This window comes from Ideonella paludis (genome assembly GCF_018069865.1).
Taxonomy (GTDB): domain Bacteria; phylum Pseudomonadota; class Gammaproteobacteria; order Burkholderiales; family Burkholderiaceae_C; genus Ideonella; species Ideonella paludis.
On sequence record NZ_JAGQDG010000001.1, the window covers coordinates 806008 to 824136 of the forward strand.

The following is an 18129-nucleotide window of genomic DNA, read 5'->3' on the forward strand; positions in this document are numbered from 1 at the left end:
TATATCGCCCTGGTGACCACCCCGCACCAGGGCGGGTGGAGGGGTGGCACGGCGTGTCCTGTGACGGTGAGGTGCTCACCGGTTTTGCGTCTCTGGCAAGCCAGTCGGGCAATGACCCGCGACATTTAATGACTCACAACGCTAGAAGTGAGTGGCTGATGGCGAATCGCTGCAATTGGCCTGCTAGACGGACGGGTCTGTTTCATTGTTGAACGCATGATTTTGAATGGCTTCTTGCCAGAGCCTAGCCAATTCACCCGGACGACTTGGCTGAGTTTCGTAAACGATGGCACCAGGAGGAATCTGAACCCATGAAGGCGCACTCCGTGTCCAGAGGTGCGCAACGGGTTCGAACTCTCGCGCGTTGTGCAGTGTGCCGGGGAACAGCCCAGCCATGGTTGGCCGATCGGTCGGTAACGCCCAGAGCCTGGTGTCGCACTCGGCACAAGCCATGGCACGCCTCTGCTTGTGCTCCGAAATTTGAAATGTGATGAGCTTTGCTTGACCTCGTGTAAGCCGGAGTGCCGAAAGATCGACCCACATGACGAGGCGCATTGCGCCCCCTGTTCGACGTTGGCAATCAGTGCAGTGACACGCATAGAACGTGATGGGCAGTGCCATAAGTTCAAACTGCACCTGCCCACAAAGGCAAGCACCCGGCCATGGCGGCGGTGTAGTAGGAAGTCTCACATGCAACTCAAGCTTGATTTCATCAGGTCATCCAGCGCAGCGGACTGCAAGTCCACTTAATCCAAAGGTTAAAGAGCACAAGGCAAAACAAGACCCACTCCCTTTGTGCCGCCCTCCCAAACCGTGAATTCGGCGCCGACGGGAAAGTATTGCTTAGCTTCTGGAACCAGCAACTGGACTGTCGCTTGAAAGGAATCACCCGGCGCAGATCCATTTGAATGATGGGTTGGGCATCTGCGCGCCTCACTGGCACGGGAGTTGCTGCGGCGGACGCGCAGTGTCTTCGTCAATCGTCTCGATCGGCCCGACCGTCACTTCGAGCTTGGACACACCTTTGTACTTCGGGTTGCGACGATGCTGGTTGACAGAGTTGAAGGCATCGATCGCACCCTTCTTGAATTCTTCAACAAGTTGCTCTTCGGTCCACCACTGATCGGGAAAGCGACGAATTGACCCAATGCCAGGCTCCTCAAAATGACCATGACTGGCGCTGTGGCCCCGGACCACATATTTGCATTCATAGCACGTCGTCATTGAGCACTCGTCGAGTAGAACAAGTAGGTCAGGCTGATGCCCAACCGTGATCTGGGGCGACAGAATTGCTGCATAACAACAATACCTGTCTCTGCAACGCCAAGCGGCTGTCGATTGAAAAGACATTCCGTGGCGACAACTTGCGCCCTGTCTGCAGCAATTTCATTCAGCGCATTCGGCCACCAAAGACGGCATCCTCCCTTGTGGCCATTTTGATTGAGAGTTCTGGCCCCAAGCAAGCCTCGCTTGTACGACCCAACCTCACCGAGCACGGGCTCTTTGGCAGCCAAGACACCAACCCCAACAGCGCCTCCAACCGCAGGCCAGTGACGATGGACTTGCGCTGGTGCAGGCCGTGGCCCGGGGCGATTTTGAGGTGCCGAGGCGCGCAGGGGAAGGGCGTGGCGCGTGGTTTCACGCGGTTCAAGAACATACTCGCCGTCACTGTTTGACCAAAGCGACCGGGCAAAGCCCGGGAGCGGAGGGAGTTTGACGGCGCACGCCCTGGACCGAGCACCGAGGGAAGTCGGCGCAAGCCGACCACCGGGACATGAGCCCCGGGCCACGGCCTGCGCCAGCGCACGCACCAGGCCCACGCACCAGGCCCACGCACGCAAGGCCTCACGCCAAACCGCAACCCAAACCACCGCAAAGGCAGCCCACCCAAAGCAGGCCGAGCGACATCGCCCCAGTAGCGCTAACCCGCCAGATGACCCGCCGCACCACCCACCGAAGGCCCGGCGGCCGCAGCCACCACCACCGGCGGCGGCACCGCCTGCAGCAGCGCCACCACGCCCGCCGGGTTGCGGGCCAGTTCCAGCGGCAGCAGGGTGAACCAGCGGCCGCTGGGGTCCCACTCGCGCAGGCGGCGGGCGGGGGCACCGATCTTGAAGGCGGCCACGCGGCGGCCAGACTCCATGGCGGCGCTCAGCACATAGCTGTAGGTCTCGGGCCAGATGGAGGGCAGCCAGATCAGGTCGGGGTTCTGGTCTTCAATGCGCTGGTTCAGTGTGGCTTCTTCATAGCGGCCCAACACCGTCACGCCGGCTTGGCGCAGCGCTTCGTCGTTGATGGAGTGGCCCAAGAGCGTGAAGCGCAGGCCCGCGCTGCGGGCCTCGGGGCTGGCGGCGGCTTGGCGCAGCACCTCATAGCCCTTGGGCTCGTTCAGGCCGCCGATGACCAAGACATGCTGCACGGCCGGTGGCGTGGACGTGTCGGTGGGCGCGGCCGGTGGCGTCTCATGCGGCTTGAGCATCATCTTCAGCGTGGGGTAATGCCGCGCCAGGCGCTGGGCCACGTCAATGTCCGGCACACGCACCTGCTTGGCTTGCTGCATCAGCGCCAGGCTGGCCGCACGCCAGTCGCCAATCGCGCCCACGGTTTTGTCCAGGCCGTCGCGGTGCAGGCAGCGTGCGCAGCCCGTGGCGTCGGGCTCGCCGCAATACAGGCCACTGGCGTCGCTCAGGGTGATGCGCGGGCAGATCAGGTGGTAGTCGTGCACCATCATCACCAGCGGCACCTTGAGCTTCTGGCACCACGCACCCACGCTGTCGCGCAGCGTGCTGGGCAGGTCCACCAGATGATGCAGTTGCACCTCGGCCAGCTCAAACGCAGCGAGCAAGCGCTCCAGCTCGCCGTCCAGTTGAGGGGAGAGCGCTTCCAGATTGGGCAGCGGGTTTTGGCCGGGCAGGGTCAGCGCCAGGCGGCCTGGGCGGCGAGACGGGCGCAGCCACAGCGTGCCCAAGCCGTGGCGGATGCGCAGGCGTTGCGCTTCTTCGCGCTCGTGCCGGGCGGTGCCACCGCCTCGGTTGTGGCTGATCATCAGCACGATCTTGTGGCCCACCACCTCGCGCAGGCGCGCCACATCCAAGCGCGCACGGGCCTCGCGCATCGGGTCTTTGGCGATCCAGTCGTCCACCTGGCGGCTGTAGTCAGGGTAGCGCTCGGCCAGCACGGCCATGGCGGCACGCACTCGCACCGCCGTCTCGGACGAGAAGGACACCGCGCCTTGGTGCACCACATAGACATCGGTGGCGATCAGATGCGTCCAGCCGGCTGCTTGAGCGCGCTGGCACCAGTCGTTCTCTTCGCCATAGCCGCGGCCAAAGCGGCCGGTGTCAAACAGGCCGATGGCGTCCATGCAACTGCGGCGCATCCACATGCAAAAACCCACGCCGGTGGGGACGGTCACCACTTGGCCGCGGTTGGCCAAGGCCGCTAGGCGGTCCAGCTCGGCGGCGTCCTCGGGCGCCTCTTGGCCCTGGGGCATGCGCGGGTAGCTGCAGATGGTGGCGTTGTTCGACAGCGGGGTGATGGACGCCGCTTCGGGGTGGGCTGCGCCGTGGGCCACCAGGCGGTCCAGCCAGCCAGGGAAGACTTGGGTGTCGGCGTTCAGCAGCACCACGTCCGACTCCCACTGCAGCGACATGCCCAGGTTGACGGTGGCCACAAAGCCTTGGTTCTTTGGGTTGCGCACCAGGCGGATCAGCTTCAGCGCGGCCAGCTCTCGCAGCATGGCGCTGAGCGCAGGGTCGGGGCTGCAATCGTCGATGACCAGCAGCTCAAACGGCGTGTCCACGGGGGAGGCCAACACACTCCAGAGACAGCGCAGCGTTTCTTGCACGCCGGCATACACCGGCACGATGACGTTGACGGCGCCACGGCCTGAGGCCGGCGGCTTGAGGGTGCGCCAGCGCTCCAGGTCCAGGTAGTTGCGCCCGCCGAGGGTCAGCGGGGGCATCCAGGGCAGGCGCAGGCCTTCGACCCCGGCAGAAACCGGCAGGCGGCGCAGCAGGTCATCCACGCGTGGGTCGGGGTGTTGGGCCTGCTGGGCGTGGGCCAGGCGCTGCAGCAGGGGCGGGCAGGCCAGGTGGCCTTCGGCCATGTCAGGGTGGGGCGTGCGCCCTTCGCGCCAGCCCCAGTTCATGTAATGCAGCCAGGGCTCGATCTTGGTGCTGGCCACATCGGGGTTGCGCAGCAGGTAATGCTGCGGCTGGAACCAAGCGCAGGGGTTCAGGCCCCGAAAGCGGCCGACCAGCCCGTAATGCAGCAGCCGGTTCACACCAGGGTGCAGGCGGCCCGGCAACTGGCCGGTGTAATAGCGCGCATCAAACAGCGCATTCGGCGCTAGAGACAGGGCATCGCCATGGCGGACATAGTGGCGCACGGCGCTTTGGCCCTGCCGCTCGTCAGGCGGGACTTGCTCGTCGTACAAGGCGCGGTCGAACAAGCCCAGCGCTTGGGTCAGCGAGACCTCCAGGTTCTCGGCGGCGCGCCTCAGGGCGGGCTTGCCCTTCAGCGCCAGCAGCATGTTCAGCGCGCGCTCGGCTCGCTCGGGCCGGCTCAGCCACTTGCCCATGCGGCCGCGTGGGCCCATGGCCATGGGGCGGCGCAGCGCGGCGCTGGGCAGCTTGGCCACCACACCGCGCTGGCGCAACCAGGGCTCAAAGCCACTGGCTTGGGCCTGGGCGTAGAGGGCGTCTCGCTGGCTGTCGTCCAAGGTCTCCAGGGCGTCGGCCCGCACCAGGTGCTCCATCGCCAGCAAGGTCTGGTGCTGGCGCTGGGTGGCGTCGTTCAGGGCCAGCGCATCGGCCAGGGCATTGGCCAGCTGGCTGCGCTCTAGTCGCCACGGTGCGCCACAGGCCACGCCGTCGACCAGCACCAGAATGTCGAGCTGTTCGGTGCCCGGCTGCTCGGGCCACAGTGTGCCCGGGACTTCAATCTCAAAGCCCAGCATCTCGTCGCTGAAGCCCAGCGCCTGGGCCACGTCTTGACGCGACACTCTGCGCACAGGCGCGGCCAGGGTCTGCTCGCCCACCCGCAGGCGGATGCTGGCGCGCTGTTGGGGCTTGTCGGCGGCCCAGCCCACCAGGCTCAAGCCGCGCCAGGATTCCACCTGGCCGGCGACATGGCCTTGCTGAGCTTGCTGAGTCACCTCCGCTTCAGCCAGGGCCGCTTGCAGCGGGCGGGCCACCGCCAAGTGAGCCTGTGCACTGGCGATTTGGTTGGTGCGCCGGATGGAGCCAGGCTGGGCTTCGACCTGAGCCAGCCATTCCGTCACGCTCTGAATGCTGGGTCGCAAGCTGGGGTGGGGCAAGGCGGCTTTGTTCACCAGCACCTGCAGTTGGCCACCCCGCGCCAATGCGGGCCAGACCTCTTCCGGCAGGTCCATCTCGAAGCCGGGGCGCTCTACCTTGACGCCCAGTGCCTGGCAAACGTCCTCCCGCGGCACCCGTCGCACTCGCACCATCAAGGTGGTGGCGCCGCAGCGCAGCTCCAACTGCTCGCGCCCAAAGTCCGCCGGGTCCAGCGCCCAGCCCACCAAGGTCAGGCCCTGAATGCGCTCCAAGGCCATTCGGGCGGCCGACGGTGCCGCATGGGTGGGAGTGGGTGGCAAGGGCGCAACGTTGTCCGGCATTCGGGTTCACAGTGCTCAGAAAAGAGACTGATTCTCAGTCATAAGCGCGGCCTCGGGGGGTGGACAAGAATTTGATGCGGCGCACAATACCGGCTTCGCATTGTCGAAGCAGTCCCTTGAAACCCTCCGATAAAGCCGCCCCAACCGGGGGCGCGTTGGCCACCCTGACCTTGGCTGCCCTGGGTGTCGTCTATGGCGACATCGGTACCAGCCCCCTGTATGCCCTCAAAGAGGTCTTCCATGCAGGCCATGTGCCGGCCACGGCCGACAATGTGTTGGGGGTGCTCAGCCTGATCTTCTGGACGATGACCATCATCGTCTCCTTGAAGTACGTGCTGCTCATTTTGCGGGCCGACAACAACGGCGAAGGCGGCCTGATCGCCATGCTGGCGCTGGCCACCACGGCCGTCAAAGAGCGGCCTGCCTTGCGCCGCACGCTGATGGTGGTGGGCTTGTTCGGCACCGCCATTTTTTATGGCGACGGGGTCATCACCCCGGCCATCTCCGTCCTCTCGGCGGTCGAGGGTTTGGAAGTCGCCGAGCCTGGACTGCATGCGTTTGTGCTGCCCATCACCTTGCTGGTGCTGACGGGCTTGTTTGCCGTGCAACGCTTTGGCACGGGCGGCATTGGCAAGTTCTTTGGGCCCATCACCTTGGTGTGGTTTTTCGTGCTGATTGCTTTGGGCATTCCGCATGTGTTGGCCAACCCGGCGGTGCTGGTGGCGCTGAACCCGGCCTATGCCGCGGGCTTTTTCGCACAGCAACCTTTGGTGGCTTTCATCGCGCTGGGCGCGGTGGTGTTGTGCGTCACCGGCGGCGAGGCGCTCTATGCCGACATGGGCCACTTTGGCAAGCGGCCCATTCGCATTGCGTGGTACGGCCTGGTCATGCCGGCCTTGGTGATCAACTATTTTGGCCAGGGGGCCATGTTGCTCAAAAACCCCCAGGCCGTAGAAAACCCCTTCTACCTGATGGCACCCGATTGGGCCCAACTGCCCTTGGTCTTTTTGGCCACGGCGGCCACGGTGATCGCCTCGCAGGCCTTGATCTCGGCCGCCTTCTCGGTCACCAAGCAAGCCATTCAGCTGGGCATCCTGCCCCGCATGACGGTGCGCCACACCTCGGTCAAAGACACCGGCCAGATCTACGTGCCCTTCGTCAACTGGGGCCTGTATGTTTTCATCGTGCTGGCCGTGGCCTTGTTCAAGAGCTCGTCCAACCTGGCCTCGGCCTACGGCATTGCGGTCACCCTGGACATGACCATCACCACCGTGATGACCTTCTTCGTCATCCGCTACGGCTGGCGCTATCCCTTGAGCCTCTGCCTGGCCGTCACGGGTTTCTTCCTGGTCATTGATGTCACCTTCTTCCTCTCGAACATGCTCAAGCTGTTCAAGGGCGGCTGGTTCCCGCTGGTGCTGGGCATTGGCATGTTCTTGCTGATGCTGACCTGGAAGCAAGGCCGCCGCTTGATGCGCAATCGCGTGCGCGATGAGGCCATTGAACTCAACGGTTTCTTGGAGGCCATCTTCATCAGCCCGCCGGTGCGGGTGTCGGGCACGGCGGTGTTCCTGGTGGCGGAAGAAGGCCTCACGCCCAACGCGCTGATGCACAACCTCAAGCACAACAAGGTGCTGCACGAGTACAACCTGTTTGTCACCGTCAAGCACCACGAGGTGCCCTGGATCGGCTTCAACGAGCGCGTCAGCATGGCCTCGCTGGGCCACGATTGCTGGCAAGTCACCTTGAACTTCGGCTTCAAGAACGACCCGGACGTGCCCGAGGCGCTGCAATTGCTCAAGGGCCGCGGTGTGCCGCTGGACGATATGGACACCAGCTACTTCCTGAGCCGCGACACGGTGATCCCCACCTTCGGCGACGGCATGGCCTTGTGGCGCGAAAAGCTCTTTGCCAGCATGCACCGCAATGCGGCCGACATGGCCGACTTCCTGAACCTGCCGTCCAACCGCATCGTGGAGTTGGGAGCCAAGGTGGAGATCTGATGCAGCGCTTTTGGCGTGATGTGTCGGTGTCGGCCGCCGTGGCCGGCTTTGTGGCGGTGCTGGTGGGCTTCACCAGCTCCGCCGCCATCGTCTTTGCGGCCGCCCAGGCGCTCGGGGCCAATGCCGCGCAAACGGCGTCTTGGATGTGGGCCTTGGGCTTAGGCATGGGCTTCACCAGCTTGGGGCTCAGCCTCTGGTACCGCCAGCCGGTGCTTACCGCTTGGTCTACCCCAGGTGCGGCAGTGCTGGCCGTGAGCCAAGGCGTCAGCTTGCCTGAGGCCACCGGCGCCTTCATCGTCTGCGCGCTGCTCATCATGGCGGTAGGCTATAGCGGCGTTTTTGAGCGGCTGATGTCGCGCATCCCCGTCGCCTTGGCCAATGCGCTGCTGGCCGGTGTGCTGGCACGTTTTGCGCTGGATGCGGTGGGCGCCGTCAGCACCGCGCCGGTGCTGGTGCTCAGCATGACGGCCGCCTATTTGCTGGGGCGGCGCCTGTGGCCACGCTGGGCCGTGCCTGGCGTGTTGGCGGTGGGCATGGTGGTGGCGGCAGCGCTGGGGCAACTCCACCTCGGCAGCGTGAGCTGGGTGTGGGCCACGCCGGTGTGGGTCAGCCCGCAATGGAGCCTGGGTGCCATGGTCAGCGTGGCCTTGCCCTTGTTTGTGGTGACCATGGCCTCGCAAAACCTGCCCGGCGTCGCGGCCCAGCGCGCCTCGGGCTACAGCACCCCGGTCTCACCGGTGGTGGGCACCACCGGCTTGGCCAGTTTGCTGCTGGCCCCCTTTGGCGGCTATGCGCTCAACCTGGCCGCCATCACCGCCGCCATCTGCATGGGCCGAGAAGCCCACCCGGACCCCGCGCGCCGCTACACCGCCTCAGCCGCGGCCGGCGTGCTCTACATCGTCTTGGGCTTGGCCGGTGGCACCATCGTCAGCCTCTTGGCCGCCTTTCCCAAAGCCCTGGTGCTGGCCGTGGCCGGCTTGGCGCTGCTGGGCACCATTGCGGCGGGCTTGGCCTCGGCCATGAAGGACGACAGCCACCGCGACGCCGCCTTGTTGGCCTTCCTCGTCACCCTGTCTGGCATCACCGTGGCGGGCGTGGGCTCAGCCTTTTGGGGCGTGGTGGTGGGCGTGGTGGCGCAAGCGGTCTTGCACGCACGCAAGGCCTGAGGGGAAGACATGATCAAAGTACTCGGTCGCGCATCGTCCATCAACGTTCGCAAGGTCTTGTGGACCTGTGTCGAGTTGGGTCTGGACATCGTCCACGAGCCTTGGGGCGATCCTGGCTTGCCGCTGCAGTCACCGGCCTTCCTGGCCCACAACCCGCAAGGCTTGGTGCCGGTCTTGGTCGATGGTGACACGGTGCTGACCGAGTCCAACACCATCTGCCGCTATCTCGCGACCCGCCAAGATCGCCATGACCTGCTGCCCGCCTCCCCACTGCAGCGGGCGCAGGTGGAGCAATGGATGGATTGGCAGGCCACCGAGTTGAACAATGCTTGGCGCTATGCCTTCATGGCCCTGGTGCGCCGCAGCCCGCTACACACCGACGAGGCTGCCATCGCCGCCAGCGTGCAGGAATGGAACCGCCAGATGAGCCTGTTGGATGCGGCCCTGGCCCACGGCGGGCCTTATGTGACGGGCGCGCATTTCACGGTGGCCGATGTGGTGTTGGGCCTCTCCGCCCAGCGTTGGCACATGGCACCCATCGCTCATGCCGAGCTGCCACATGTCTTGGACTATCTGCGTCGCTTGAACGAGCGCCAAGGCTTTCAACAACACGGCAACAACGGCATGCCATGAGCCAAACACCGAGCACTCCACCGCCTGCTGCCATCGCTGCGGCGTGGGCGGTGGCCTGGGCCGATGCCGGCCTGCCTGGCTTGGGGCATGAGCTGCGCGACGCGCTCTGGGCCGCCTATGCCCAGCCGCAGCGCCGCTATCACACCCAGCAGCACCTCAGCGAGTGCTTGGCCCTGTGGGAGGCTTTGCGGCCCTATGCCGAGTACCCCGGTGAAGTGGGCCTGGCGCTGTGGTTCCATGACGCGGTGTACGAGGTCAAAGCCAACGACAACGAACTGCGCAGTGCCGACTGGGCGCGCCAAGCCTTGTTGGCTGCTGGCGCAGAGGCCGCCATGGCCCAGCGCGTGCACGCCTTGGTGATGGCGACCTGCCATGCCGCGCCCACCGCCACGGCGGATGAGGCACTGCTGGTGGACATCGACCTCGCCATCCTTGGCGCAGACGCTGCCCGCTTTGCCGAGTATGAGCGACAGGTGCGTGATGAGTACGCTTGGGTGCCTGGCTTTCTGTATCGCCGCAAACGGCGTGAGGTGATGCGGGGCTTTGCGCAGCGCCAGCCCCTGTATTTGACCTCGGCAGTGCGAGACCGCCTGGAGGCACAGGCCCGGCGCAACCTCGCTGCTTACTCAGCCTGAGACGGCGTTACGGTGCTCGCCGGGGGCGGCGACAAAGCCCGCCAGGTGTCCTTGAAGACGGCTTGCTCCACCGCATGTCGCTCCGTGCCTGGGCAGGCCACGCGAACCACCAGCACCAGGTGCCCGGGCTCTGAGAAGTCCCAGGCCACCTTGGTTCTGCCGGAGGGCAGAGCGATGAAGTTCTCCTCCGACACTTTGCGGAAATGCGCCATCGCCTCATCACGCCAAGCGGCGGTGCAGCGATCAGCCGCTTGCAGCGCAGCAGCTTCGATCGGCGCCAAGTGGCCCACCCGTGCTTCAGGCACCGGGATGCGTATGTGGTGCAGCACAAAGGCCCCCGTGGGCGTCACATTCTTCACTGGTGTGGTGAGCAAGAGGCCGTTGGGAAACTCGGCGACTTTGCCGGTTTGCTGGCCCAACTCATCCAACTCGGCCAAGGAGGTGGCGAACATATCGATGTCGATCACCCGCCCGCGCAGCTCGCCAAACTCAATCGCGTCGCCCACCTTGTAGGGGCTCACCACCGTGACATAGAGGTAGCCGTGCACACACATCACCAGCTCCTTGCTGACGATCAGCATGGCGCCGGCCACGGCGGCCAATGACAAGGCAAATCCAGCAATGGTCGAGGCCCACACCGCCGCAATCACCAGCAACACCACACACCAGATGATGTTGCGCGCCCATACCAAGTGCAGGCGGCGCTTCTGGGCCGACATCTCGCCCCGCGCCAAATAGCGCGCCCACAGGTGTGAGGCCAATAGCGCCAAGCTGATCAGCAGCAGGCTGACGATCACCTTCTCCCACTGACCGGGGATGGCGGTGAAGACCTGTTCAAGGGTGAGGCCGCGGGGGAAGTCTGGCATGAGGGGCGTCAAGACAAGCCCGGGGCCTGGCCCTGAAAGCAAGACCGAGCCCCAGGCAGAACCACTGGGTAAGCAGACGCCATCATGCCTTGATCATGAGCTGGTCGCCCGGCGCGTCTTCCAGAGCGAGAACAGCACGCCCCCCGCCAGCAAGCCGCCGGTCACGCCCAGGCTGATGGAGGCCGGCACCTTGCCGTCGAACAACCAGTCGCCCAAGAAGATCTTGGCCCCGATGAAGATCAGCACCATGGCCAGGGCGTACTTGAGGTAGTGGAAGCGATGCACCACTGCCGCCAGCGCAAAGTACAGCGCCCGCAGGCCCAGGATGGCGAAGATATTGCTGGTGTAGACGATGAACGGGTCCGGCGTGATGGCGAAGATGGCCGGCACGGAGTCGATGGCAAACACCAGGTCGGCGATCTCCACCAAGATCAAGCACAGCAGCAAGGGCGTGGCATACAACTCCATCTTGCCGGTTTGGGGGTGGGGCAGGCGCACGGTGAAGGCCTGGCCGTGCAGGTCATCGGTGACGCGCATGGTCTTGCGCATCAGGCGCAGCACGGGGTTGTTGGCGATGTCTGGCTTGTGGTCCACCATCACCAGCATCTTCACGCCGGTCAGCAGCAGGATCACGCCAAACACATACATGATCCAGACGAACTCCATCACCAGCGCCGCGCCCAGGCCGATCATGATGGCGCGCAAGACGATCACACCCAAAATGCCCCAGAACAAGACCCGGTGCTGGTACTCACGCGGCACCGCAAAGTAGGTGAAGATCATCGAGATGATGAAGACGTTGTCCATGGCCAGCGTCTTCTCCACGAGATACCCCGTCATGTAGAGCTTGACCGCCGTCCAGGCGCGCTCGTCCGAGCTGGCGGCGGCGGCCATCTGCGGGTCCATCGCGCCGGCGTTGGGGTAATGGCTGTAGATGGCATACACCGCGCCCGCCCAGGCCAGCCCCAAGCCGATGTAGAGCGCAGACATCTTCAGGCTTTCCGACACCCCAATCTCTTGGGAGCCCCGGTGCATGACCCCCAGGTCAAAGGCCAGGATCGCCAGCACAGCCAGCAAAAAGGCCAGCCAGATCCACACCGGCATGCCCAACCAGACGATACCCATCACATCCATGTCACGCCTCCATCAGGATGACCGTTAAGAGCCAAGCTTGTGTTGAGTGATGGCCCTGCCACCGAGGGCCACGCCACAGCTGCCAATGTGAGGGACAAGGGCGGTTCATTCAATTCGTAAAAAACGATATAACACTCACATTTATTCTGATTTTTCATGATGAGTTGCAGCCCCAGACTGACGACTCGCATCAAGCCTAGGAGGCCCATTCATGAAAGTCATCTTGAGACCCAGTGACCGCTCCAGCAGCCCCTGGTTGCGGCGTCAGTGGCAGCGTGTGCGTCAAGCCGTCAAGGCCCTGCTGCATCGGCTTCGCGCGGTGCTACGGCCGCAACGCATGGCGCCGGTTCACGTCCCCGTGCGCATCAGCGTGGACCCGCGCAAAATCTCGCGGTATGTGCCACCCCACCACCGCTGAAGTTCCTCCACCCGAACCACTCATCATCCAGAAAGACCACCGCCATGCGCTCCTACCCCCGCAACAGCCCGGAAGCCGCCGCCCGCATCGTGGCCCTTGTTCTGATCGCCGACGGCCATGTCTGCCGCTCCGAGTTTGAGGCCCTGGATCAACTCGACGCAGCCCGCGCCTTAGGCCTGCCCACAGGCGGCTTGCCGCAAGCGGTGCAGGCCTTGTGCGAAGACCTGCTGATGGGCAGCTACAGCGGCGGCTCACTCATCACGCAGTTGGATGAGGCGGCCTTGGCGGCGCTGATGGCCGAGGTGGACGACCCGGCCTTGCAGGCCAACGTGCTCGCGCTGGCCACCGCCGCAGCGCGTGCCGACCAGCACTTGGCCGAGGGCGAAGCCGTGGTCCTGGAGGCCGCACGGCGGTACTGGCGCTTGAGCGACGCTGCACCGGGCCTGCCTGTGCAGGAGCCGGTGCGCTTGGCCGCATGAGGCCCGCCGGGCCGGCCATCAAGGTCGGCGCCGGCGCTTCTCTCAAGGCTTCACAGTGGCGGTGTGGGTGGCTTTGTTGTTGGCCGCGATTGGGTCTGGCGTGCTGCTGCTGAGCGTGGCGGTGCTGTTGAGCTTGCCCTTGACCGTGTGTTGCACTTGAACCTGCACGCTGGCGCTGCCGCCGGCGGCCAAGCTGCCCAGCGTGCAGCTCAGCGGTTTGGTGTTGGTGCACTGGCCTTGGCTGGGCACGGCACTGAGCAAGTTGGTCTTGGTGGGCAGGGCCAGTTTCAACTTCAGCTTGGCTGCAGTGGCCTGGCCGGCGTTGGCCACAGTGATGTTGTAGGTCAGCGTTTGGCCCACGCGCACCGGCTCGGGGGTGGCGCTCAGGGCCACGCTGGCGTTGGCGGTGGCCGGGTCGCCGATCTTGGCGGTTTGGCCGCCGGCCAGCAGCACGCCGCCGTCGGGCGTGAAGGCCATGCCTGAGGAGTTGCTGCCGGGGGCGGTCACGGTCCAGCCGGTGCTGCCGTCGGCACGCACCTGGGTCAGCGCCATCTGGAACAAGGTGCTGGCGGCCAGGTAGGCGTTGTCATCGGCATCCAGCAGCATCTGCGCATGCAGCAGCAGCGAGTTGCTGGGCCCGTCCGCGTCTAGGTTTTGCCACAGCATTTGGCCTTGAGCATTGAACTTAGCAAAGGCCGCACCGGCTGTGCCGCTGTTGGGAAAGCCGCTGAACACGGCTTGGCCCGTGCGGTCGGCTTCCACGCGGAAGGCGGCCATGGGGTGGCTGGCGGTCCAGAGCGTGGCCCCGGTGGCGTCCAGCTTGCGCAACTGGCTGCCAGCGCTGCCATCGGGTTGGCCGTTGATCAGGTAGGACTCACCATTGGCAGTGGCCGCCACATCGCCCGCTGTGAGGCTGACGTGCCCGGCGCTGGCCCAGACCAATTGCCCCGCAGAGCTGAGCTTGAGATAGCCGTTGCGGCTGCCGGTGACGCTGCGCCCGCTGACCAGCAAGCTGCCGTCTTGGCCCCACTTCATGTGCAGCGGTGCGCCGATGCCGGCGGTGTCGAAGTAGTCCCATCGCACCAGGCCGTTGGCGTCAAAGGATTTGACGCGGCTCACCAAGCCCAGCGGCCCCATGCCCAGGCCCAGCACATAGCTGTTCCCGGCCGCATCCACCAGCACGCGGCGGGTGGAGGAGCCGTCAAAGCTGTTGTCAAACACCTGGCGCCACAGCAGTTGGCCGTCCGGGCTGAACTTCATCAGCACGCTGGCGGCATTGACGGGCGAGGAGTAGCCGGAGCGAATGGTGCCACTGACCCAGACATGGCCCAGGGCATCGGTGGCCACACTGGTGGCCGCTTCATGGCGGGTGTTGTCGGTGTTGTCAAAGCGCCGCTCCCAGAGCAACTGGCCGCTGGCACTGCGCTTGCTCACCACGATGTCACCTGCTGGCGCATATTCCCAGGCGGCGGTATAGGCCTCGCCTTGCGGTGTCGCTGCCACGCCGACGCCGCCAGGGTCGGACACCCATTGCACGCCCACGGCTGCAGGGGTGGAGAAAGCACTGCCGCACAGTGCGGCCAGGGCTAAGAGGCGGGAGGGCAGAGGCGCGAAGCGCATGGTGTGGGGCGGTCAGTGCAGGGATGGCCCCAGTGTCTGCGCCCGTGCGCTTGCGCGCCACACCTAGGATTGCGCTGGCTCAAGCTTGGCGTCAATCCAGCGCCAAACCCAAGCGCTTGATGACCGGCGCCCAGCGCTCACGCTCGGCGTCGATCACCCGCTTGAAGTCGGCTGGGCTGCCGCCCACGGGGCTCAAGCCCTGGGCGTTCATGGTGGCGCGAACGGCCGGGTCTTGCAGCGCTAGGTTGACATCCGCATTGACCTTTTGCACCACGGCCTCGGGTGTGCCCGCAGGCATCAACAGGCCGTTCCAGGCCAGCGACTCCACCTTCGGGAAGCCCATGGCCGCCATCGTGGGCAGCTCACGCAGGCTCTCCGGGTGCTGGCTGCTGCTGACAGCCAAGAGCCGCACCTTGCCATTGCGCACATGGGCCAGCATGGCCGGGGCCACCATGAAGGTGGCTTGCGTCTCGCCCTGGGCGACGGCCATGGCCGAGGGCGGCGAGCCGTTGAATGGCACATGCGTGGCGGTGAGCCCGGCCTCGGCCAAGAACAGCTCCATGGTCAGGTGCGCCGAGCTGCCCACGCCCAAGGACGAATAGCTCCAGCCCTGCGGCTGCGCCTTGGCCCAGGCGATGAAGGCTTTGACATCTTGCGCCGGGACTTTGTCGGTGCTGACGGCCAGCACATTGGGCTGCGAGGTGGTCATCACCACCGGCACCAAGTCCTTCACCGGGTCATAAGGCACTTTTTTGTAGAGGAAGGGCGCATAAGCCACCGGCCCGTTGAAGCCCACCGCCAAGGTGTGGCCGTCGGTGGCCTTGGCCGCCACATCCACACCCAGCATGCCGCCGGCACCGGCCTTGTTCTCCACCACCACCGGCTGGCCCCAGCGGTCTTTGAGCTTGTCGGCCAAGAGCCGGGCAATGATGTCCAGCGAGCTGCCCGCCGGCGCGGGCACGACCACCCGCACGGTCTTGGTGGGCCACGCCACGCCTTGAGCAGCGGCGGGCCAAGGGCTGAGGGCAGCGCAGACGGCGGTGCCAAGAAGCAGACGGCGATGCATGAAAACCTCGTCAATCAGGGATGGAGTTGGAGTTTGAAGTATCCGCCACCGGCCAAGGGCTGGGTGGGTGGAGTGGAGGTGCCCGTTCCAGCCAAGCAAAACTTCAGCAGATAGTTCAACACCCATTTGGCCTGAGAAGCATCGCGCCAAGTGCCTTCGGTCAACACGGGGGTCAAGAGGGGAGTCTCGATGTCCTTGGGCCTGAGCAGCAAAGAGAACACATCACCGCCGTCCTCCTTGATCAAGGAGGCATCGGTCAGCGCCAGGTGAACCCTCTGCTTGCTGGGGCGCAGCATCGAGTCGCGGGTGATCACCTCCAACTCGCAGTTTTGGTGCAACTGGTAGGCTCGTTGAGGCTCCAAGTGTGGCCTCGCGCCAATGGTGTTCAAGGCCGCCAGGGCCTCGGTCTGGCTCATCTGCAGATGCAGATTCAAGCTCTGTTCTTCCTCGGAGTAGCCTTCCGAGCAGGCGAACAGCGTCGGGATCAACAAACCGATCAAAAGCAAGGGTCTGGTCATGGTGGGGCTCGTGGCTGCCCAGGGTCTGAGCCGGGGTCAGCGGGGGGGCGGGGCACTGCGGACAGGCGCAGGTGCCAGACGAGGAGACGAGGCCGTGACGCGGCGTGTGGCCGCGCAGCCGCGGGGGATCAGCGCTGGGGCTGCGGTGGCCGCGACAAGCGGCCGCGTGGGACCCCGTCGGGCTCGGCCAAAGGCCCCTCGCAAGGTCGGTCCGCCGTCATCAGCGCCCAGGCCTTCGGGATGACATGGGGTATGAACTCGGCCAGCTCACAGGAAGCGTCTTGGGCCGAAGTGTCGAGGGTCGGTGCTGGAGATGCGCTCACCTGCGCGGCGTCCGCCAGGATGGCGGCCGACATCATCCCGCTCGCAGCGGCCGCACCCACGGTGGGGGCGGCCTGCACGGGCGCTTGCGCGAAGGCGGGCACACCCCACCAGCAGCACACAACACAGAACAGGACGAAGCACAGACGCATGGCGGCGGGATTGTAGTGAAGCTCTGCCGCTTGGCGCATGTCAGGCGGTGTCGTTGGCTGCGCCCACAAAAAAGCCGCCGCAGGCGGGTGGCCCACGGCGGCTGTCAACACGGTGCCCCAGCACCGCGCTCTTGCTCAACTGTGCAGACTGATCTGGAGGATCAGGGGTAGAGGCCGCGCTCTTCGCGGGCGATCAGGATGCGCTCGCAAGCCACGGCAAAGGTGGCGGTACGCAGGGTGATCTTGTGCTCGTCGGCCACAGCCCAGATGCGCTTGAGTGCGTCGACCATGATCTTGTCCAGGCGCACATTGATCTCGTCTTCGGTCCAGAAGAAGCTGGAGAAGTCCTGCACCCACTCGAAGTAGGAGACGGTCACGCCACCGGCGTTGCAGATCACATCCGGCACCACCAAGATGCCACGGTCGGACAGCACGTCGTCACCCGAGCCCAGGGTCGGGCCGTTGGCGCCTTCGAGCACCAGCTTGGCGGTGATGCGACGGGCACGCTCGGCCGTGATCTGGCCTTCCAGCGCAGCGGGGATCAGGATGTCGCACTTGACGTCCCAGAACTCCTCGGCGTTCATCTTCTCGCCGCCCTTGAAGCCGCCCACGCCACCGGTGGCGCGCACATGGGGCATCAGTTCAGCCAGGTCAAAGCCCTTGTCGTTGAAGATGGTGCCGGAGTGGTCTTGGATGGCGACGATCTTGGCGCCGGCCTGCACAAACAACTCACCCGCAGCCGAGCCCACATTGCCAAAGCCCTGCACGGCCACACGGGCGCCTTGCAGATCCAGGCCAATGCGGCGGGCGGCTTCACGGCCGGTGACGAACACGCCGCGGCCAGTGGCCTTGACGCGGCCCAAAGAGCCACCCAGGTGGATGGGCTTGCCGGTGACCACGCCCGTGGCGGTGGCGCCCACGTTCATGGAGTAGGTGTCCATCATCCAGGCCATGATCTGGCCGTTGGTGTTCACGTCAGGGGCTGGGATGTCCTGCTGCGGGCCGATGATGAAGCCGATCTCGCTGGTGTAGCGGCGGGTCAGCTTCTCCAGCTCTTTGTTGGACAGCTTCTTGGGGTCGACACGAATGCCGCCCTTGGCGCCACCGTAAGGCAGGTTGACGGCGGCGTTCTTGACGCTCATCCAGGCCGACAGGGCCATCACTTCTTCCAGCGTGACATCGGGGTGGTAGCGCACGCCACCCTTGCCGGGGCCGCGCGACATATTGTGTTGCACGCGATAACCCTCGTAGTGGGCCACGGTGCCGTCATCCAGCTCAATGGGAATGTCCACGATCAGCGCACGCTTGGGGCGCTTGAGCGTCTCGACCCAACGGGCCAAGTGGCCCAGGTAAGGGGTCACACGATCCACCTGCATCAGGTAGGTGCCCCAAGGGCTGTCCGGGGTGGGGGTGACGAATGACAGATTGCTGATCATGGGAAGGGATCTCCTGGCTGTAGAAGGGCGTTGGCGCAGGC

At 65.1% G+C, this 18129-nt stretch carries 16 protein-coding genes; 6 read left to right on the forward strand and 10 right to left on the reverse strand.

Features of this window, described 5'->3' with window-relative positions; translation table 11 throughout:
• Positions 1 to 183: 183 nt before the first annotated feature.
• The 3 genes from KAK11_RS03715 to KAK11_RS03725 all read right to left on the reverse strand — a co-directional run bounded on the left by KAK11_RS03715 (position 184) and on the right by KAK11_RS03725 (position 5641).
• Positions 184 to 690 (reverse strand): GFA family protein, encoded by a 507-nt coding sequence (locus KAK11_RS03715; RefSeq protein WP_210806260.1) that lies wholly within the window; start codon positions 688 to 690, stop codon positions 184 to 186.
• Positions 691 to 933: 243 nt separating this feature from the next.
• Positions 934 to 1224 carry a hypothetical protein gene (locus KAK11_RS03720; RefSeq protein ID WP_210806262.1) on the reverse strand — a complete coding sequence of 97 codons (291 nt, stop codon included), beginning with the start codon at positions 1222 to 1224 and terminating at the stop codon, positions 934 to 936.
• Positions 1225 to 1921: 697 nt separating this feature from the next.
• Positions 1922 to 5641, reverse strand: a complete 3720-nt coding sequence (locus KAK11_RS03725; protein ID WP_210806264.1) for a glycosyltransferase — start codon at positions 5639 to 5641, stop codon at positions 1922 to 1924.
• Between the two features lie 116 nt (positions 5642 to 5757).
• Between KAK11_RS03725 and KAK11_RS03730 the strand changes: the two genes are divergently transcribed.
• The 4 genes from KAK11_RS03730 to KAK11_RS03745 are packed head-to-tail and all read left to right on the forward strand — an operon-like array spanning position 5758 to position 10078.
• Positions 5758 to 7644 carry a potassium transporter Kup gene (locus tag KAK11_RS03730; protein WP_246498262.1) on the forward strand — a complete coding sequence of 629 codons (1887 nt, stop codon included), beginning with the start codon at positions 5758 to 5760 and terminating at the stop codon, positions 7642 to 7644.
• Positions 7644 to 8810 (forward strand): benzoate/H(+) symporter BenE family transporter, encoded by a 1167-nt coding sequence (locus tag KAK11_RS03735; RefSeq protein ID WP_210806268.1) that lies wholly within the window; start codon positions 7644 to 7646, stop codon positions 8808 to 8810. Before KAK11_RS03730 ends, KAK11_RS03735 begins: the two co-directional genes overlap by 1 nt.
• Before the next feature lie 9 nt (positions 8811 to 8819).
• Positions 8820 to 9443 (forward strand): glutathione S-transferase family protein, encoded by a 624-nt coding sequence (locus tag KAK11_RS03740; RefSeq protein WP_210806270.1) that lies wholly within the window; start codon positions 8820 to 8822, stop codon positions 9441 to 9443.
• Entirely contained in the window at positions 9440 to 10078 is a 639-nt protein-coding gene (locus KAK11_RS03745; protein WP_210806272.1) for an HD domain-containing protein, read from the forward strand. Before KAK11_RS03740 ends, KAK11_RS03745 begins: the two co-directional genes overlap by 4 nt.
• On the opposite strand, the gene KAK11_RS03750 is transcribed toward KAK11_RS03745, so the two are convergent.
• Both KAK11_RS03750 and KAK11_RS03755 read right to left on the reverse strand, forming a co-directional pair.
• Positions 10066 to 10944 (reverse strand): mechanosensitive ion channel family protein, encoded by an 879-nt coding sequence (locus tag KAK11_RS03750; RefSeq protein WP_210806274.1) that lies wholly within the window; start codon positions 10942 to 10944, stop codon positions 10066 to 10068. The genes KAK11_RS03745 and KAK11_RS03750 overlap by 13 nt on opposite strands.
• Positions 10945 to 11037: 93 nt before the next feature.
• Entirely contained in the window at positions 11038 to 12078 is a 1041-nt protein-coding gene (locus tag KAK11_RS03755; RefSeq protein ID WP_210806276.1) for a TerC family protein, read from the reverse strand.
• A 211-nt stretch (positions 12079 to 12289) separates the two neighbouring features.
• Here KAK11_RS03755 and KAK11_RS03760 point away from each other — a divergent pair, with 211 nt between their 5' ends.
• Together KAK11_RS03760 and KAK11_RS03765 are read left to right on the forward strand one after the other, a co-directional pair.
• Positions 12290 to 12496: a hypothetical protein gene (locus tag KAK11_RS03760; RefSeq protein WP_210806278.1), complete on the forward strand. Its 207-nt coding sequence runs from the start codon at positions 12290 to 12292 to the stop codon at positions 12494 to 12496.
• A gap of 44 nt (positions 12497 to 12540) precedes the next feature.
• A complete protein-coding gene (locus KAK11_RS03765) occupies positions 12541 to 12975 on the forward strand; it encodes a TerB family tellurite resistance protein (RefSeq protein WP_210806280.1) in 435 nt (144 codons plus the stop codon).
• 42 nt (positions 12976 to 13017) lie between these two features.
• Here the strand turns inward: KAK11_RS03765 and KAK11_RS03770 are convergent, their stop codons facing one another.
• The 5 genes from KAK11_RS03770 to KAK11_RS03790 form a co-directional block, all read right to left on the reverse strand.
• Positions 13018 to 14595 (reverse strand): DUF11 domain-containing protein, encoded by a 1578-nt coding sequence (locus tag KAK11_RS03770; RefSeq protein ID WP_210806282.1) that lies wholly within the window; start codon positions 14593 to 14595, stop codon positions 13018 to 13020.
• A gap of 91 nt (positions 14596 to 14686) precedes the next feature.
• A complete protein-coding gene (locus tag KAK11_RS03775; RefSeq protein ID WP_210806284.1) occupies positions 14687 to 15661 on the reverse strand; it encodes a Bug family tripartite tricarboxylate transporter substrate binding protein in 975 nt (324 codons plus the stop codon).
• 14 nt (positions 15662 to 15675) lie between these two features.
• Positions 15676 to 16179, reverse strand: a complete 504-nt coding sequence (locus KAK11_RS03780; protein ID WP_210806286.1) for a hypothetical protein — start codon at positions 16177 to 16179, stop codon at positions 15676 to 15678.
• Positions 16180 to 16307: 128 nt separating this feature from the next.
• Positions 16308 to 16604: a hypothetical protein gene (locus KAK11_RS03785; protein ID WP_210806289.1), complete on the reverse strand. Its 297-nt coding sequence runs from the start codon at positions 16602 to 16604 to the stop codon at positions 16308 to 16310.
• Positions 16605 to 16813: 209 nt separating this feature from the next.
• The gene (locus KAK11_RS03790; RefSeq protein WP_210806291.1) at positions 16814 to 18088 is read right to left on the reverse strand and encodes a Glu/Leu/Phe/Val family dehydrogenase; all 1275 of its coding nucleotides are present in this window, start codon (positions 18086 to 18088) and stop codon (positions 16814 to 16816) included.
• Between the last annotated feature and the right edge of the window lie 41 nt (positions 18089 to 18129).

Excerpts from the sequence above, each read along its gene's own strand:
- KAK11_RS03720 (WP_210806262.1), bottom strand. The coding sequence starts at position 1,224 with ATGACGACGTGCTATGAATGCAAATATGTGGTCCGGGGCCACAGCGCC.
- KAK11_RS03725 (WP_210806264.1), bottom strand. The coding sequence starts at position 5,641 with ATGCCGGACAACGTTGCGCCCTTGCCACCCACTCCCACCCATGCGGCA.
- KAK11_RS03735 (WP_210806268.1), top strand. The coding sequence starts at position 7,644 with ATGCAGCGCTTTTGGCGTGATGTGTCGGTGTCGGCCGCCGTGGCCGGC.
- KAK11_RS03740 (WP_210806270.1), top strand. The coding sequence starts at position 8,820 with ATGATCAAAGTACTCGGTCGCGCATCGTCCATCAACGTTCGCAAGGTC.
- KAK11_RS03745 (WP_210806272.1), top strand. The coding sequence starts at position 9,440 with ATGAGCCAAACACCGAGCACTCCACCGCCTGCTGCCATCGCTGCGGCG.
- KAK11_RS03750 (WP_210806274.1), bottom strand. The coding sequence starts at position 10,944 with ATGCCAGACTTCCCCCGCGGCCTCACCCTTGAACAGGTCTTCACCGCC.
- KAK11_RS03755 (WP_210806276.1), bottom strand. The coding sequence starts at position 12,078 with ATGGATGTGATGGGTATCGTCTGGTTGGGCATGCCGGTGTGGATCTGG.
- KAK11_RS03760 (WP_210806278.1), top strand. The coding sequence starts at position 12,290 with ATGAAAGTCATCTTGAGACCCAGTGACCGCTCCAGCAGCCCCTGGTTG.
- KAK11_RS03765 (WP_210806280.1), top strand. The coding sequence starts at position 12,541 with ATGCGCTCCTACCCCCGCAACAGCCCGGAAGCCGCCGCCCGCATCGTG.
- KAK11_RS03770 (WP_210806282.1), bottom strand. The coding sequence starts at position 14,595 with ATGCGCTTCGCGCCTCTGCCCTCCCGCCTCTTAGCCCTGGCCGCACTG.
- KAK11_RS03775 (WP_210806284.1), bottom strand. The coding sequence starts at position 15,661 with ATGCATCGCCGTCTGCTTCTTGGCACCGCCGTCTGCGCTGCCCTCAGC.
- KAK11_RS03780 (WP_210806286.1), bottom strand. The coding sequence starts at position 16,179 with ATGACCAGACCCTTGCTTTTGATCGGTTTGTTGATCCCGACGCTGTTC.
- KAK11_RS03790 (WP_210806291.1), bottom strand. The coding sequence starts at position 18,088 with ATGATCAGCAATCTGTCATTCGTCACCCCCACCCCGGACAGCCCTTGG.